Annotated in this window: 17 protein-coding genes, 2 pseudogenes and 1 riboswitch; of the genes and pseudogenes, 13 read left to right on the top strand and 6 right to left on the bottom strand. The window is 63.9% G+C overall.

Annotation, left to right across the window (positions count from 1 at the left end; all coding sequences use genetic code 11):
* Positions 1 to 158: 158 nt before the first annotated feature.
* Both AUL28_RS23055 and AUL28_RS16870 read left to right on the top strand, forming a co-directional pair.
* Positions 159 to 503: pseudogene (locus AUL28_RS23055) on the top strand (integrase core domain-containing protein); the annotation flags it as partial.
* A 156-nt stretch (positions 504 to 659) separates the two neighbouring features.
* Positions 660 to 1,295 carry a GIY-YIG nuclease family protein gene (locus AUL28_RS16870; RefSeq protein WP_062234804.1) on the top strand — a complete coding sequence of 212 codons (636 nt, stop codon included), beginning with the start codon at positions 660 to 662 and terminating at the stop codon, positions 1,293 to 1,295.
* 415 nt (positions 1,296 to 1,710) lie between these two features.
* Here the strand turns inward: AUL28_RS16870 and AUL28_RS16860 are convergent, their stop codons facing one another.
* Complete coding sequence (locus AUL28_RS16860) at positions 1,711 to 2,598, bottom strand: LysR family transcriptional regulator (protein WP_306302767.1); 888 nt, start codon at positions 2,596 to 2,598, stop codon at positions 1,711 to 1,713.
* 123 nt (positions 2,599 to 2,721) lie between these two features.
* Between AUL28_RS16860 and AUL28_RS16855 the strand changes: the two genes are divergently transcribed.
* Positions 2,722 to 3,507 carry an NAD(P)H-dependent oxidoreductase gene (locus tag AUL28_RS16855; protein ID WP_062234798.1) on the top strand — a complete coding sequence of 262 codons (786 nt, stop codon included), beginning with the start codon at positions 2,722 to 2,724 and terminating at the stop codon, positions 3,505 to 3,507.
* Between the two features lie 171 nt (positions 3,508 to 3,678).
* On the opposite strand, the gene AUL28_RS16850 is transcribed toward AUL28_RS16855, so the two are convergent.
* A complete protein-coding gene (locus tag AUL28_RS16850) occupies positions 3,679 to 4,167 on the bottom strand; it encodes a CreA family protein (RefSeq protein WP_058601720.1) in 489 nt (162 codons plus the stop codon).
* 192 nt (positions 4,168 to 4,359) lie between these two features.
* A complete protein-coding gene (locus AUL28_RS16845) occupies positions 4,360 to 5,235 on the bottom strand; it encodes an SDR family oxidoreductase (protein ID WP_062234796.1) in 876 nt (291 codons plus the stop codon).
* A gap of 203 nt (positions 5,236 to 5,438) precedes the next feature.
* On the opposite strand from AUL28_RS16845, the pseudogene AUL28_RS22765 reads away from it, so the two are divergent.
* From AUL28_RS22765 to AUL28_RS16820, 6 genes and pseudogenes are all read left to right on the top strand, one after another.
* A pseudogene (locus tag AUL28_RS22765) lies at positions 5,439 to 6,064 on the top strand (IS5 family transposase); the annotation flags it as partial.
* Positions 6,065 to 6,316: 252 nt separating this feature from the next.
* Positions 6,317 to 6,401: riboswitch (ZMP/ZTP riboswitch) on the top strand.
* 20 nt (positions 6,402 to 6,421) lie between these two features.
* On the top strand, positions 6,422 to 7,060 hold the full coding sequence (locus AUL28_RS16835) for a LysE family transporter (RefSeq protein WP_062234791.1): 639 nt from the start codon (positions 6,422 to 6,424) through the stop codon (positions 7,058 to 7,060).
* A 392-nt stretch (positions 7,061 to 7,452) separates the two neighbouring features.
* Positions 7,453 to 7,671 carry a hypothetical protein gene (locus tag AUL28_RS16830; RefSeq protein WP_062234789.1) on the top strand — a complete coding sequence of 73 codons (219 nt, stop codon included), beginning with the start codon at positions 7,453 to 7,455 and terminating at the stop codon, positions 7,669 to 7,671.
* 48 nt (positions 7,672 to 7,719) lie between these two features.
* Positions 7,720 to 7,920 (top strand): hypothetical protein, encoded by a 201-nt coding sequence (locus tag AUL28_RS16825; RefSeq protein ID WP_062234786.1) that lies wholly within the window; start codon positions 7,720 to 7,722, stop codon positions 7,918 to 7,920.
* A complete protein-coding gene (locus tag AUL28_RS22760) occupies positions 7,917 to 8,087 on the top strand; it encodes a hypothetical protein (protein WP_156420044.1) in 171 nt (56 codons plus the stop codon). The genes AUL28_RS16825 and AUL28_RS22760 overlap by 4 nt, the downstream gene beginning before the upstream one ends.
* Positions 8,084 to 8,317 (top strand): hypothetical protein, encoded by a 234-nt coding sequence (locus AUL28_RS16820; RefSeq protein WP_062234783.1) that lies wholly within the window; start codon positions 8,084 to 8,086, stop codon positions 8,315 to 8,317. The genes AUL28_RS22760 and AUL28_RS16820 overlap by 4 nt, the downstream gene beginning before the upstream one ends.
* Positions 8,318 to 8,335: 18 nt before the next feature.
* Here AUL28_RS16820 and ftrA read toward each other — a convergent pair whose 3' ends face one another.
* Positions 8,336 to 9,322 (bottom strand): transcriptional regulator FtrA, encoded by a 987-nt coding sequence (gene ftrA / locus AUL28_RS16815; protein WP_062234780.1) that lies wholly within the window; start codon positions 9,320 to 9,322, stop codon positions 8,336 to 8,338.
* An 87-nt stretch (positions 9,323 to 9,409) separates the two neighbouring features.
* On the opposite strand from ftrA, the gene AUL28_RS16810 reads away from it, so the two are divergent.
* From AUL28_RS16810 to AUL28_RS16795, 4 genes are all read left to right on the top strand, one after another.
* Complete coding sequence (locus AUL28_RS16810) at positions 9,410 to 9,811, top strand: rhodanese-like domain-containing protein (RefSeq protein ID WP_062234779.1); 402 nt, start codon at positions 9,410 to 9,412, stop codon at positions 9,809 to 9,811.
* A complete protein-coding gene (locus AUL28_RS16805) occupies positions 9,808 to 10,251 on the top strand; it encodes a GNAT family N-acetyltransferase (RefSeq protein ID WP_062234776.1) in 444 nt (147 codons plus the stop codon). Before AUL28_RS16810 ends, AUL28_RS16805 begins: the two co-directional genes overlap by 4 nt.
* Positions 10,252 to 10,695: 444 nt before the next feature.
* A complete protein-coding gene (locus AUL28_RS16800; RefSeq protein WP_062234774.1) occupies positions 10,696 to 12,144 on the top strand; it encodes a sensor histidine kinase in 1,449 nt (482 codons plus the stop codon).
* Positions 12,141 to 12,518 (top strand): response regulator, encoded by a 378-nt coding sequence (locus AUL28_RS16795; protein WP_062234770.1) that lies wholly within the window; start codon positions 12,141 to 12,143, stop codon positions 12,516 to 12,518. The genes AUL28_RS16800 and AUL28_RS16795 overlap by 4 nt, the downstream gene beginning before the upstream one ends.
* A 138-nt stretch (positions 12,519 to 12,656) precedes the next feature.
* Here the strand turns inward: AUL28_RS16795 and AUL28_RS16790 are convergent, their stop codons facing one another.
* Both AUL28_RS16790 and AUL28_RS16785 read right to left on the bottom strand, forming a co-directional pair.
* Positions 12,657 to 14,777, bottom strand: coding sequence for a diguanylate cyclase (locus AUL28_RS16790; protein WP_192843480.1), 2,121 nt, complete (start codon positions 14,775 to 14,777; stop codon positions 12,657 to 12,659).
* Positions 14,778 to 15,276: 499 nt separating this feature from the next.
* On the bottom strand, positions 15,277 to 15,722 hold a 446-nt coding region (locus AUL28_RS16785), incomplete at its 5' end, for an HAD-IC family P-type ATPase (RefSeq protein WP_156420042.1).

The raw sequence follows: 15,722 nt of genomic DNA, 5'->3' as shown, positions 1-15,722 counted from the left end.
GACTTGACGGGAATGGGCTGGGGTTCCGCTATGAGGACGTCGTTCCAGTCTTTTGCGCCATTGGGCCGATCTCGAACGATCGCGTTCTGGAGATCCCGAGGCAAAGCTCGAAGCCACCGCGTCAGCTTGGCAGCCGCCATATCGGCAGCTGGGTCGGCGTCGAGGCGGTTGAGAAGCGCTTCGGATCGACGCGAACGCCTACCACAGTGGAGCACCTGTTCAACATTGGCAGTCCTGACATCGCCCGGGAAACGCGCGCCTTCGCTCTAGCGCTCAACCTCGTACCCTGCTTCACGCCGGTTCGCAGCCCGGAGCCGAACGGCATGTCCGAGGCCTTCGTGAAGACCTTCAAAGGCGACTATGTTCGCGTGAACCCTTTGCCGAACGCCGCAACCGCGCTCCGACAGATCGACGGATGGATCGAGGACTATACTGAGGTCCATCCCCGTTCCGCGCTCAGAATGCACTCGCTCCGCGAGTTCATTCGAGCTCAATCTTCGTAGCCGAAGTGTCCGATCAAACGGGGGCACTACAGCGGCGAAGACCGTGAGGCGTGGGCTGCCCGTCCGCGAGCTTGAGGGGAAAAGCCCATCGGGCGGCTCAAAAGGCAGAGAAAGGGAGGGGAGGGTGTTCATACACCCTTGGAGAGGAGAGCCGAGATGGCGTCCTTCATCGATCCCCGCCGTGTCCTCAGCACACCCCTCACCGAAGCCATGGTTTGCCTCCAGCGAGCGCCCTTCGTGGTCTACGCGATTTGCGATCCGGTCACCAATCTCCCGGTCTATGTCGGGCAGACCCAAAACATCGTCTCTCGCTTCGGGAGCCACATGCGCTGCTGGACAGGCGATCAGCGGCCGCAGCGACATCCGTCGATCTCCCGTTGGCTGGCAACGCTCGGCTCCTCACCGTTCATCGACCGGTCGACGCTTTCCATGCCGCAGCCGAAGGTTCCCGGTCGGCGAGGGCACAAGCTGATCCAACCGGACCCTTGGATCGCATCGCACCTCCACCTCTACAGCGGACTACCCTTGATGCCGAAGCTGGCGATCCTGGACCGGGCGGAGACCCGCCAAGACGTTATGGCGCGTGAAACTGACTGGATCTACCGGTTCGCCGATCGCGGGGACAAGCTGTTCAACCTGGGACCGCACAAGACGAGGGTTCGCCAAGCCTGGAAGGGCTTTGCGCGGCACGAGATCCGGGACGTCAAACCCAAACCACCCCAAGCGGACGATCCGCGAGCAGATGGAACGTGCTGCGATCTGGCAGATGGGGATGGCCAGACATCGGCATAGGAGAAACGGCGCGGCGCGGATCAGCTGACCGAGGTGGGAGTGATCGATCGCCTCAGCGCGCGAAAGCGATCACCAAAATGCCGGACAGGATGAACGCGGACGCCATTAGCATGGTCTGGAGCCTAAGGGTCGTCCTGATGGAGGCGTTAAACCTCGCTGTGTCGGCCTCGATCTGTTTCCGGATGTCGTTTGGGTCGGTTATGTTTGTCTCCGTTTCGAGGTCAGTCGCTCTCGCCCCACATCTCGCCCATGGTGCGATTGTATGCGCCAGCTTCTCGAGGTGGGAAAGGGCCGAACGGGTCGATGATGGCGAAGGCCCGGGCGAGGCGCACCGCCATCGACGGAGTAGCTCTCTTCTGCGATCGATCCCTTATCGCCGTCTTGGGCCATAGACCTCGCATCGAAAGAACCGATCCTAGTTGGCGACGCCCGGCAGCCCTCGCAAGAAGGCAGTCAGACTGTCGACCAGCAGCCGGACGCGTTGGATGCGCAGCCGCCCCGGCGCGGCGAGGATTGACAGCGGAACGGGCTCAAGTCGGTGGTCCGGAAGGACTTTCACGATAGCGCCAATATCCAAGAGATCGTCGATCAGCCAGAGGTGTGCGGGCGCGATGCCGCGCCCTTGCACAATCGCCTCGCGCGCCGCCAGCCCATGATCCAAGAGAAGCCGGTCGCCGAACGGCACGGTCGCCATGCTCCGGTCCGGCCCTTGCAGCACCAACGTTCCGCTGTCGGCCACGTTGCTCATACGGATCGTTCGGTGTTGCCGCAGGTCGTCGGGAGATGTTGGCGTTCCGTGCCGTTCGAGATAGTCCCGCGAAGCGACGAGGATGCGGCGCGACAAGCCGACATGCTTGCGCTGCATCGAGCTATCCGTGAGCGTCCCGAGCCGGATCGCGATGTCGGCGGCCTCTTGGACGAGGTCGATCCGCGTGTCGGTCAGCTTGAGATCGATCTCGACGCGAGGATGGCGGTCCTGAAACGCGAACAGGGCCCGCGCGACTTGGCGGACGCCCAGCGCGGCGGTGCAGGAAACGCGAACCGAGCCTGAGAGCGCATCGCTCGCCCGATACAAGCCTTCGGCAGCCTCCTCCACTAGTCGCAGGACGGCGCGAGCGTCCTCGTGGTAGCGCCCGCCTTCGGGTGTAAGGCTGAGCCGGCGCGTTGTGCGGTTGATTAAAGTGGTGCCAAGCGCCTGCTCGAGTTCCGCCACGTGCCGGCTGACTGTCGCCTGCCCGACACCCATCTCGCGCGCGACTGCCGAGAAGCTGCCTCGCTCCGCAACTCGAACGAAGCTGCGCATACGCTCCAGCGTGACGTCAGACCTATCCACAGAACGGAACAATCCTATGCGTTGGCGCCAACTTCCGACGGAACCGACCTGCGTCTAGCTCTGATGGCCTCAAACCGGAAGAGGTATCGTTGCATGAACGTCTTGATCGTCTCCGCACATCCCGAACCCCGCTCGCTGACGAACGCCCTGCGCGATACGGCGGCGGCGCAACTCAGCGCCGACGGTCACACCGTGCGCGTCACCGATCTCTACGCGATCAATTGGAAGAGCGCGGCCGATCGTGCGGACTTTCCAACCCTTGCCCCGGCGCAGCCCCTGCGGGTCCCGCAAGCCTCCGGCGAGGCCTTTGCCACCGGCACGTTGACGGACGACGTCGTGCAGGAGCAGGAAGGTCTGCTCTGGGCCGACGCCCTAATCCTGGCCTTTCCGCTCTGGTGGTTCTCGATGCCCGCGATCCTGAAGGGGTGGATCGACCGGGTCTATGCCTATGGTTTCGCCTACGGTGTCGGCGAGCACAGCGACACGCGTTGGGGCGACCGCTACGGAGAGGGACGCCTCGCCGGAAAGCGGGCCATGCTGATCGTCAATGCCGGCGGATGGGCGTCGCATTATGGACCGCGCGGCATCAACGGACCGATCGACGACCTTCTGTTCCCGATCCAGCACGGGGTCCTGTTCTATCCCGGCTACGAGGTTTTGCCGCCCTTCGTGACGTACCGCGCCGACCGGATGGACGAGATGGGTTTCGAGGCGACCGCGCAGGCGCTACGCGAGCGAATGCGTGGCCTGTTCGCTGAACCGCCCATCCCCTTCCGCCGACAAAACGGGGGCGACTACGAGATCCCGTCGATGGAACTGCGCCCCGAGGCCGCGCCGGAACACATCACCGGGTTCGGTGCTCACCTCGTACCGAGTTGAATGCCCGATTCCGCTAGATGTCTGCCCGACCCCTAACGGGCCGGTTCCACCCAAACGAGACGTTTGGCGACAGCCATCAGGATACTCGGAAGACGGAAACCGGACATCGTCTGCGATCACGCCGGCTATAAGCCAGCAAAATCCATGGAAACCTTGTGAGGATGTCTTCCGTCAGCGAACTTTTGCAGCGTCCGGCTGCGTGCCGTTCCATGCCATTGGCGCGACGACCGAAAGGGAAGTCGCCGGCGAGCCATCGATCAGGCGGGTCGTTCGCGCGACATAGACCAGGCTGCCGTTCGTCTTGTCGAAGAGACGGTCGATCTCGAGCGACTTGAAGATCAGAGAACGGCTTTCGTCGAACACCTGCTCGCCCTCCTCGTCGCCGCTGATAGGATCGTTGAAGACGATCGGGCCTGTCTGAACACAGGACACACTGGCGACGGACGGGTCCTCAGCGAGCCCGACCGCACCCTTGATGCCCCCCGTTCGCGGACGGGCGACATAGCAACTGATCCCGCCGATCTTCGGGTCCTCGAACGCGGTCACGACGATCTTGTGGTTCGGCCCGATCAGCTTGAAGGCTGTCGAGACCTCGCCGATGTCGCGGGCGGAGGCCTGGACTGGGACAGACAAGGCAAGGAGGACAAGGAGACGCTTCACGAGGGACCGCCCAGGGGTTCGGACTGAACCGAGAACTTAGGTCACGCCGCAAGATTGTCGGGAGCTTCGCCACGCCTCGTTCGCGAAATCGAAGCGCGTTCGGGCGTTGCGCGATGAGGTGCAAGCGTCCTGGCCTCTTCCGACGGTTCGCCGCTGGAACCATCGGAAGAAGCCGCTGGCGCTCCGGTCCCGTCAGTACATCGGCATGCCGCCGGTGATCGGGATGACCGCGCCGGACATGTAGCTTCCCTCGCGCGAGGCGAGCAGCACATAGGCTGCGGCGAGTTCGCCGGGCTGGCCGGCTCGGCCGAGCGGCGTATTCTGACCGAGCGTCTCCAGCGTCTCCGCGTCCTTGGCGATCGGCTGGATCGGCGTCCAGACCGGGCCGGGCGCCACTGCGTTGACGCGAATCCCTTTCGGGGCCAGAAGGTTCGAGAGGCCGATCGTCAGGCTGGAGATGGCGCCCTTGGTGGCGGCGTAGACGATCATGCTCTCGGTCGCGACCTTCGCCTGAATGCTCGTTGTGTTGATGATAGCCGAACCCGGCTTCATGTTCGGCACGGCTGCCTTGGTGAGGCGGATCATGGCGAAGACGTTGGCCTGGAAAGCGGCCTGCATCTCGTCGTCATCGATGTCGGCAAGATCTTTGTTGGTGGTCTGGGCCGCGGCGTTGTTCACGAGGATGTCGATCCCACCGAACTCGGCGACCGTCTGCTCAACAAGGGAGGCGCAAAGGTCGCGGTCGCGGATGTCGCCCGGCAGCAGCAGACAGCGGCGTCCGGCCTTCTCGACGAAAGCCTTGGTCTCCTCCGCGTCTGCGTGCTCCTCCGCCAGATAGGAGATCGCGACATCAGCTCCTTCCCGGGCATAGGCGATCGCCACCGCCTTGCCGATGCCCGAATCCCCGCCCGTTATCAGCGCCACTTGGCCCTCGAGCAGTCCCTTGCCGACATAGCTCTCCTCGCCATGGTCCGGCTTGGCGCGCATCTTCGTCTCGAAGCCTGGCTTCGCCTGCGGCTCTTCGCCCGGAAAGCTCGTCGGCTGGCTGGTGCGCGGATCATCGCTCATGCTGTGGCTCTCGATCTGTTAAAGATGCGAGCGGAACGGCCTGTGATCCGGATCGATCCGCCGTCATGGACGATGCGTCGTCTCAACGCACAACGCGCCCTCCGGATTCGAAGGTGCTGGCCCGGATGCCCTAGGTCTCGTCTGCATTCATGGCTTCCGGTTAAGTGGTGGTTCTGATTCAAGGCTTGCGAAGGGAGCCGGCCTTGAGCAGACGAACACTGACGGACGAGCAAAGGCAGGGGATCAAGGGTCATCTTCCAGGGCGGGTTGGAACGCCTGGGCGTAGCAGGGTGGACAATCGGCTGTTTGTGGACGCGATCCTGTGGATGGCCGGCAACGCGGCACGCTGGCGCGACCTGCCGGACGTGTTCGGCAAGTGGACGGCGGTTCATGCCAGGTTCCGGCGCTGGTCACATGCGGGCGTGTGGGAGAGGCTATTCCATAGCCTGGCCGACACACCGGACTTCGAATACGTCTTGATCGACAGCACGATCTCGAAGGTCCACGCCGATGCGAGCGGGGCAAAAGGGGGGCTCAGGCTGCCTGTATCGGTCGCTCCCGTGGAGGCCTGACGACCAAGCTGCACGCCGCCGTCGACGCGCTCGGCTTGCCCATCCGCATCCACCCGACACCGGGCCAGCATGGCGACCGCCCGCAGGCCGAAACCCTCCTGGCCGGTTTGCAGGGCGTTCGTCACGTCATCGCCGATGCCGCCTATGATGCCGACCCGTTGCGCGCCTTCATTGCCGACAACCTCGGCGCCGCCGCGCAGATCAAGGCCAATCCCAGCCGCTCCATCGGGCCCGCCATCGATTGGCGGCTCTACCAGGTGTATAATGAGGGCGGCGTTGGCTTGGACGGTACCGGAAGGTCGGCTTTGATCAGCGCTGGCTTCGAAGCAGACCATCGCCTTTCCACCCTGTCCGGTCTATGGCGGCAGAGAAGCAGACGCCCGCAAGCGGTCCATCCGCTTTCGACCCATCGGAGACGCCGCGATGCCGATGGAGTCTGCCGTAAAGCTGACGTTCGCGCTCGTTGTCTGCGACCATATTGCGTGGTGCTGGAGTTGAGTGCATAGTGACGCAATTCGCGTGACTGGCGACGATAGATGGATTACCATCGGGGAGCGCGGATCGTTCGCGACGCCGCTCGCCTGGGCACTCCACTCGATCGAAGGAGCTTGCCCATGTCCGCGTCCCTTGCCCTACTCGGTATCCTCGGCGCCCTTCTCCTCGGCGCCGTCAGTCCCGGTCCAAGCTTCGTCCTCGTATCCCGCATCTCGTTGAAGTCGTCCCGCCCGGACGGATTGGCGGCAGCGCTCGGCATGGGCGTTGGCGGTGCAATCTTCGCCACGCTCGCGCTGCTCGGCCTCGTGACGCTGCTTCTCCAGGTGGAGTGGCTGTACCTTGTGCTGCGCGTGCTCGGCGGATTGTACCTCGTCTATCTCGGCATCCGGATCTGGCGCGGGTCGACCGAGCCGCTTGATCTGCCGGACGCGGATGCAGTTCGCCCATCAACGGTGCATCGGTCTTTCGCGCTCGGCCTCGTCACGCAACTCAGCAATCCGAAGACGGCCATCGTCTACGCCAGCATCTTTGCCGCTCTCCTGCCGGCTCCCGCACCCGCTTGGCTGTACCTCGCGCTGCCGCCGCTCGTCCTGGCGCTGGAGTCCTCGTGGTATGCCGTCGTGGCTGTCGCGTTCTCGGCGCAGCGGCCGCGCGCCGCCTATCTGCGCTCGAAGGAATGGCTGGACCGCGCCGCGGGCGCCGTGATTGGCGTTCTCGGAGCGCGGCTGGTGTCGGAAACACTCGCGTCGAGAAGCTGACCTATACGCGATCCAAAAACGTCCGCTTCCCTGAACTTACGGCGGGAAGCGGACCATCGTCTTTCCACCCTGTCCGGTCTATGGCGGCAGAGAAGCAGGCGCCCGCAAGCGGTCCATCCGCTTCAGCCGATGACGCCGCCACCGTCCACCCGCACGGTAGACCCCGTGGCAAACGGCGTCGTCGTTTGGATAGATTCGCTTTTCTGCGTAGGAAACGCCTTCCTCCAAAGCCTATACTCGCGCGATCTTAAATAATAAAAGGGAGATAGGCCGATTAAATTTGCTATTGCTGGTGATTGGACTACGTTCATCGTGAGGGTGTCGAAGAATACGGGCTAGTGATGTGGTTGCTGCCCCCGCCTCTGGCGCTTCCGCCCTACGGAGCCAGTCCCATGTTCGGATACAAAGGCGGCGAAAGCGGCGAGACGCTCGCACGCAAGCGTGGCTACATGGCCGATGCCCAAAGGCAGTGGCCGTTTCTGACGAAGTTCGACCTGACGACCATCCACAACGAGCCCCAGCTCGCGACCATGGTTCGCGACCGCACGGGTCTGCCGAAGGAGCAGGCCGACGATGCCGTGCATCGCTGGATGATCGGCAAGACTTTCTGAGCCACGACCGGCATTCCGCTCATCCCCTCCATTCCATCGAGGTTTCTCATGTCCGTTTCCCGCTTCACTCCTACGAAGGCCACGCATCTGTGGCTCGTCACCGAACTCTTCCCCGGGCTGCAAAGCCTCGAGATGCGGACCATCGTTGCCTCGATGGTCGAGAAGCGTCTGCGCAGGATCCGTATGGAGATCGAGGATCAGGTGAACGCGATCCGCATGCCCACCCCATCCGTCGGGGTGCCGTCATGAAGCCCTCGCTCGCGCAGTTCTATCTCGATCGAGCGGACGAGTCCCGATTGGCCGCAGCCGATGCGCTGCTGGCGAACGTGCAGAAGAAACACAGCGATGCGGAGGCGACGTGGCGCGCCATGGCGGACCTCGCAACCCTCCGCGAGACGGGCGCATCGTCGACATGAATTCCGTGTTCGCGTCCGCGGCCCATGCCATGCTGCTCGCGATGGAATCGCAACAGGCGATGCACCTCAGGCTTCAGCGCCTTGGACTTGGTGGTGCGACTGCGATCGATGAAGCGGACCTCATGGTGCGGGAGAAGGTAGAAGCCTTCGGCGGCGCACTGGAGACCGCTATGGCCGGCGGATCGGTCGAGACCGTGATACGACCCTCGTCAGTCCTTCAAGCGCCGTAAGCGATTCTCTGAAAGCGGTCATTGACCCAGCACCTTGGCAGGCTGCGGTGCGCTGAACTGATCCCGGTAGGATTGCGGGCTCACGCCCGCACGCCGCCGGAAATGATGCCGCAGCGTATCGGCAGACCCCATGCCGACGGCGGCTGCGATCTCATCGATGCTGTGCCTGCGTTCAACGAGCAGGCGTTTGGCCTGCTCCACCCGTTCGGCAATGAGCCATTCGCCCGGCGGCGAGCCTGTCGCCTCGGTGAAGCGCCGTACGAACGTGCGTAGGCTCATATGGCACTCGGACGCCATGCGCGTCAGCATCCAGGATGCACCGAGATCGGCCCGCATCCGGTCGAGCAGCGGCGCGATCTCTGACTGGTGGCGCGCGGGAACAGGACGTTCCAGGAACTGCGCCTGCCCGCCGGTGCGGTGGGCCGGCATCACCAGCCGCCGCGCCACGGAGTTGGCGGCCTCCATGCCGAAATCCTGTCGGACGATCTCGATCAGGAGGTCGATGCCGGCAGCGCTCCCCGCCGAGGTGAGGATGCGCCCGTGCGAGCGGTAGAGCGAGGCATCGTCCACCGCAACGGCGGGAAACCTCGTTCGCAGCGCCTTCGCGTAGCGCCAGTGCGTCGTTGCCGTGCCACCGTCGAGGAGGCCCGTCGCAGCCAGAACGAACGCGCCCGAACAGATGGACGCAAGCCGCGCACCACGGTCATGGGCTTGGCGGAGGCGATCGACCAGATCGACGGGTACGGGCTTGTTCTCACCCTTCCAGCCGGGGACGACGATGATGTCGGCTTGGTCGAGAAGGTCGATGCCGTACTCGGGCGTCACCAAGAACCCGCCATGGGCACGCAGCGGCCCGTCCTCGACCGCGCAACTGGCGAAACGATACCAGCCCTCGCCCATCTCAGGGCGGGCGAGGCCGAAGACCTCGGCGACGATCCCGAACTCGAAGGTGCAGAGGCCGTCGTAGAGGAGGGCGACGACGAGGGGGCCGGACGTGTTTGGCATGATCTTCCCGTACTCTGACCTTTCGGCCAATTGCAAGGGATGGGAGAGTACGGCGACATGGGCGCGTGTCCAGATCAGGAGCATGCCATGCCCAGCGCCGTCACCGCCGTTCCCGCCGCCCCCAGCCCGATCGCCCGCGAGCACTTCGCCTCCGAGTTCACGTTCGAGACGGACTGCTGGGATGTCCACGACACGCTCTCGCGCGGGGCCGACTTCGTGCTTCTCGACGTACGAAGCCCCGCCCTCTTTGCTGCGGGCCATATCCCCGGCGCGATCAACCTGCCCCACGGCAAGATCGTCCGCTCCAAGCTGGAACAGTGGCCGGCGGAGACGCTCTTCGTCACCTACTGCGCCGGCCCCCATTGCAACGGCGCGGCGCGCGGTGCCCTTCGACTCGCCGAACTCGGCCGCCCGGTGAAGATCATGGCTGGCGGGATCACGGGATGGCTCGACGAAGGGTTCGAGTTGGCGACGGACGCTGCGGAGTGAGCAGCGCCATCCACGAGCCCACGCAGGAGGATGTGCCTCACCTCCACGACCTGATCCGGGCACATGCCGCTTTCGAACGTAGCGCCGCGACACTGACGCAAGGCGAACTCTCAGCCCTCGTCCTTGGCTCGTCTCGGCCGATCCGCTTCCTGGTCGCCAAGCGTGAGGACGAGCTTGCAGGCTACGCGGCCGTTACCTTCGACTGGTCTGTCTGGCGCGCGCGGCGCTATGCGCATCTCGAATGTCTCTTCGTAGCCGAAGCCAGTCGCGGCCAGGGCCACGGCGCGCGTCTCCTCGCCAGCGCGCAGGCTGTCGCCCTAGCAGAGGGCGCCGATCGGATGGAATGGCAGACGCCTGCGTGGAATGTGGATGCGAGTCGCTTTTACAGCCGGAAGGGAGCTGAGACTGAAGCAAAAACGCGTTTCACCCTGCATCTGTAGCGTATGCATCCCTAGCAATCGGGCTTGACCCATCGTGCCCCAGCAATGGGTAGCTTTCCCCGAATTCCAACCGACAGCGGACAGTCGGTAAACCACCCTGTCCGGTCTATGGCGGCAGAGAAGCAGACGCCCGCAAGCGGTCCATCCGCTATCGACCCTTCTCCGCCGTTGCAGGCTACAACAGGTTCGCCCGAATGCGGACGGCAAATACGCGATACACTGCTCGATTGCGGACACGCCACCCTGCATCATCAAAAATGGTCGCAAGGGCTAGCTTGGGGCCGGCTTCGAGCAGCACGTCTACGCTCGGAGGGATAGCCACTATCTCGTCGCGTCACTTGAATTGGATGCTCGAGGCCATCGACACTCTTTGAACCATGTGATTGGACGGCGTTGAGCGATTGCCGAGTGCCGGCAGTCCGAGAGGCGAAGGTGCCGCAACGCATGACAGCAACCGACGCCAGCAGCGATCATGCTGCAATACTGGCGGGCATTCCGCAGCCCTACCTCGTGCTCGACGCCGATCTGACGATCGTGGCCGCGACGAACTCCTATCTGAGAACCACGGACCGGACGCGCGAGGACATCGTCGGCCGGCACATCCTCGAAGCGTTTCCCGAGAACCCCGAAGCGGTTGGAACCGTCGAACAGGGTCCCCTGGAGGTGTCGCTCCGTCACGTCCTGAGGACCGGCGAGCCGCATGAGATGGCGGTCATCCAGTATGACATTCCGCGCCCCGCAAGCGAGGGCGGCGGCTTCTATCAACGGTTCTGGACCCCGGTTCATACGCCCGTGAAGGACACTGACGGATCGGTCCGCTACATCGTCCAGAACCCGATGGACGTGACGGAGAGCGTCAGGCGAACGCGGGAAGCCGACGCCCGCCTCCGGGTCGCGCTTCACGCTGCCGACCTTGGGTCGTGGGAGTACGAACCGGACACCGACATCTGGCGGCGCAGCGCGACGGTCGACGCGATCTTCGGCTTTGGCCCCGGAGAAGGTGGCCCCGTCGCCGCGCCCTTCTTCGCCAGGATGCATCCCGACGACCTGCCGAAGGTCTTGAGTGCCGTACAGAGCGCACTCGAGAGCCCCGACCAGACGGTGCTTCACTTCGACTACCGGGTCGTCGATCCCGCGACCGGCGCCATCAAGTACATCACGTCGCGCGGCGAAGTCCTGCGGACCTCGACGGGCAAGCCGCGGCTGATCGGCGTCATGATGGACGTTTCCACCGATCGGCTCCGCGAGGCCGCACTATCCGATGCCTTGAAGGAGCAGGAGAGCCTGCTCGCGCAGAAGGATGTGCTGCTTGCCGAAGTGAATCACCGCGTCAAGAACAGCCTCCAGCTCGTGGTCAGCGCTCTCAGCCTGCAAGCACGGCGCCTGACGGATCCCTCGACGAAGGAAGCCTTCGAACAGGCGATTTCGCGAGTCCGGGCCATCACGTCCGTTCATGAGCGCCTCTACCGGACCGACAACCCGCTCGTCGTGGAGATGGGCGACTACCTCGCGGGCCTCTGCGCCGATCTTGCAACGAACTCAAAACTTCGCGACCTCCTTCAAGTTGACGTCGAGCGTCTCCTCATGAAGACGGAACGGGCGATCCCAATCGCCCTCATCGTCAACGAGCTTGTGACCAACGCGATGAAGTATGCCTACCCGGAAGGAACTTCCGGCCCGATCGTCCTGTCTTTGAAGAAGGTCGAGAACGGCATGCTGGAACTCAGCGTCTCCGACGAAGGCGTCGGTTTCTCCGGCGTGACGACGTCGCAGGGTTTGGGCACGCGGCTGGTGAAGACGATGGCCGCACAGATCGGCGGGCGCGTCGAGACCCTCCCGGCTGAGCACGGTTACCGATCGGCGGTGATCTTTCCCAATGAAGCCGCAGCATGAGCCTTTGCATCATGATCGTCGAGGACGAAATGCTGCTCGCGCTGGATCTCGAGGATATCCTGTTGGAAGCCGGGCACATGGTGGCCGGGCAGGCCTCAGACATGAGCGAAGCGATTATACTCGCCGAGCGTTGCGAGGGGCGGATGGACGTCGCCATCATGGACGTCAATCTCGCCCGTGGGTCCAACGGGGTGGAGACGGCTGCGGCGCTGCGCCAGCGATGGAACATCCCCTCACTCTTCGTCAGCGGCAACCTCGACGAGAAGACCCGGGCCATGGCGCTCGAGTGGAAGCCGATCGGTTTTGTGGGCAAGCCGTACTCGGAACGGGAAGTGCTGGCCGCCATCGCCTCCGCTACCAAAGCCACCGTCTGATTCCGCCTCATCGGATCGACTGGGTTTGAAGGGCGCATACGCTCGGAAGTAGGTCATCCGCTCACGACCTCTTCCGAGACGCTCATGACATCTTGGCTGTCACCCCAAAGCGGACGAACCCCATGCCGAAGATCGCTGCTACTGTGACGACTTCGACTTGTATACCTGTCCCTCTCGCGTCGTGGTGGTCGTGACCGGACTTGCGCTGGCCTTCAGAGTCTCGGCAGGCAAGGTCGACGCATATGGAGAGGCCAGTCGTTGCGCCGCGACGTCCGCGAGGCTTGCAAGGAGGCTCTCCTGAAACGGAGTCAGCCCTATCCGCGGCGCAGTGTCGACAACGCAAACGGCACCGAGACCATGCCCTGTCTGAGGATCGACGACGGGGGCTCCGGCATAGAAGCGAACTCCCATCTCACCCGTCACAAGTGGGTTGTCGTGGAAACGAGGATCGCTTCCCGCGTCCGCCACGACAAGCACGCCGTTGCCGGCGATCGCGTGGGCGCAGAATGATTGCTCGCGAGGAATGCCGTCGGCGTCCGAGCCCTTCTTACCAATGAAGACCTGTCGCTCCGAGCCCAGTAGGGAAACGAAGGCCACCTGAGCCTCGAGGGCGGTCGCGGCGATCCTTGCCAAGTCGTCGAAGTTCGCGGAGGGCCGGTGCATGAGACGCGAGCGCCTCCGCTCCACCACAGCAAGGCGTGCATTCTCGTTTTCGCGCGCAGGTGCCTTCGTCTCCGTTGACAGGCATGGCTGTTGTTCGGCTCTGTTCCTACCGGCCCGCTTGGCTCGGTAGAGCGCTTGGTCGGCGCACGAGACCAGAAACGAGGGCACGGTACGTCGGTCCTCGAACGGTTCCGCAGTCGATATGCCGAGGCTCACCGTGACGACGCCCGCTTCCGGATTGCCTGCATGCGCGATGGCGGTTTCCTGGACCGCTCTGCGGATACGTTCGGCTAAGACGGCGCTGCCCGCTGCGTCCGTGCCGGGAAGCAGAACCACGAACTCCTCCCCGCCATAACGAGCAACCAAGTCCTCCGACCGCCCGACCGCCTTCCGCAATGCCGCGGCGACATCACACAGACACGCGTCGCCGGCTTGGTGGCCGTATTGGTCGTTGAACAGCTTGAAGTGGTCGACGTCGAGCATGATCACCGACACAGGCTTTCCCGAAGCGGTCGCGTTCGACCATTCGAGGGCGAGCACCTCGTCAAACCGACGACGGTTGGCGATGCCCGTGAGACCGTCCACATCCGAGAGGGCGCGGTAGCGAGTCTCGCTTTCCCGGCGCAGGCGCAACTCCCGGGACAGAACTAGCCGGAGCACGACTGCCATCACGGCAAGTACTGCAACGATCACACCGCTGACGAACGTGCCCCGCCACCACCCCGCGTATATCTCGGCAGTCGAAGTCGCGACATTGAGAATGAGCGGCGTGTTGCCGATGTGGGCGAAATGATAGGCGCGCTCCTCGCCATCGATCGCCGACGCCCCGACGAAAGTCCCGGACGGCGAGGCCGCAAAGCGCTTGAAGTTGTCGGTTCCGGCCAGGTTGGATCCGATACGGTCCGCAACGAAGGGAGCGCGCATCATCAGGGTGCCATCGGCATGGAACAGGTTGATCGAGCTCCTGAGGCCGATCGAGAAGCTTTCGAACGCCTGCCGCCAGCGGCCCGTGTCGAGCGTACCGGCAAGGACGCCGGCGAAACGGCCGCCAGGACCGTTCAGCCGGCGGCTGATCCACAGCACCGTGTTGCCGCTGACGCGATCCCGGAAAGGTGCGCCGATGCGAACCTCCAATGATGGGTCACGTCGGTGGAATTCGAGGAAGTCACGATGCTTGAGGGCTTCGCGTGCCAGGAGGTTATGGGAGCGCTCCTGGATCGTTCCGGTCTCGTCGAACAGGAAGAGGTCGCCTGTCGACTTGATCAGGGCGCCATGAGCACGCACCGCAACCCTCTCATGTCCCCCTGCCAGCTTGTTGTGCTCGGCTGTGTCCAATTCTGTCGCGAGAATCTCGAACGTGTCACGGTATTCCCCGAGACTCCGCTCGAGATTGCTATCCAGGGACCGCAACAGGTTGTCCGAGGACACGATCGCTCGGTTCCACGCTTCCATGCGCATCGTCAGCACCATGGTTCCATAGAGGACGGCGAAGCCGACAAGCAGGAGTGTAACGAGAAGGCCGCTGTGACGTAGCATCGTGCGGATGACGGCGGCGCGCATCCATCGTTGCGCTGTCAGGATACGTGTGAAGGCCACGTTAGTCCCCATCCTACAAACGCCTGTGATCGAGGCCGAGAGCGGCATTCTTAGCTCTCTGGACCCGAGGAGAAGCCACGGCGCCAATGGCCGATCGTAAGGCGAACGATAGTTTGGAGAGGTTGACAATTAGCTGTTCGCCCGCGGTCGACCGAACCCATGCGAAGCTAGGAAGCAGTTAGCCGGAGACGGTCGATCCACCTTCCGCCCAACCGAGCCGTTGAGGCCGAGGAAATAGACATTTGGAAGAGGTCCATCCGCTATCGACCCTTCCGAGACCTCTAGCCTGCGTTTTCGTAGGCCTGGAAGCGGACATCGGGCGCGAGGTGCAGGTCCTCAACTTTCCTTGGCAGTCCGTTCGATCTTGGCGACGGTCTCTTCGTAGAGAAGTTGTGGATCAAACGCGGACGGCTCCTTCCCGTTGACGAAGAAGGTCGGCGTTCTCTGGATGCCGACGGCTTCGAGGCCCGAAGCGTAGGATGTCGTTCGACGGCGGCGCTCACCGCGGCCTCCACCTGAGGAGCCGCATGGCGTTGGCGGTCACGAGCACGGTCGCGCCCGTGTCGGCGAGGATCGCTGGCCAGAGGCCCGTGATGCCGAGGACGGTGGTCACGAGGAACACCGCCTTCAGGCCGAGGGCGATGGCGATGTTCGCGCGGATGTTGCCCATGGTCGCCTTCGACAGCGCGATCATGTCCGGCATGTCGCGCACCCGTCCGTGCAGCGCCGCCGCGTCCGCCGTCTCCAGCGCTACGTCGGTGCCGCCGCCCATGGCGATGCCGATGTCGGCCGCTGCCAGCGCCGGGGCGTCGTTGATGCCGTCGCCGACCTTGGCGACGGTGAGCCCCTCGGCCTGGAGCTCGCGCACGATGCGCTGCTTGTCCTGCGGCAGGAGTTCCGCTCGCGCCTCGATGCCGAGGCCCGCCGCGACCGCATCGGCGGTCG

The sequence above is a fragment of the Aureimonas sp. N4 genome (assembly GCF_001463925.1).
Classification (GTDB): Bacteria; Pseudomonadota; Alphaproteobacteria; order Rhizobiales; family Rhizobiaceae; genus Aureimonas; species Aureimonas ureilytica_A.
This window is presented reverse-complemented; position numbering and strand designations above follow the sequence as displayed.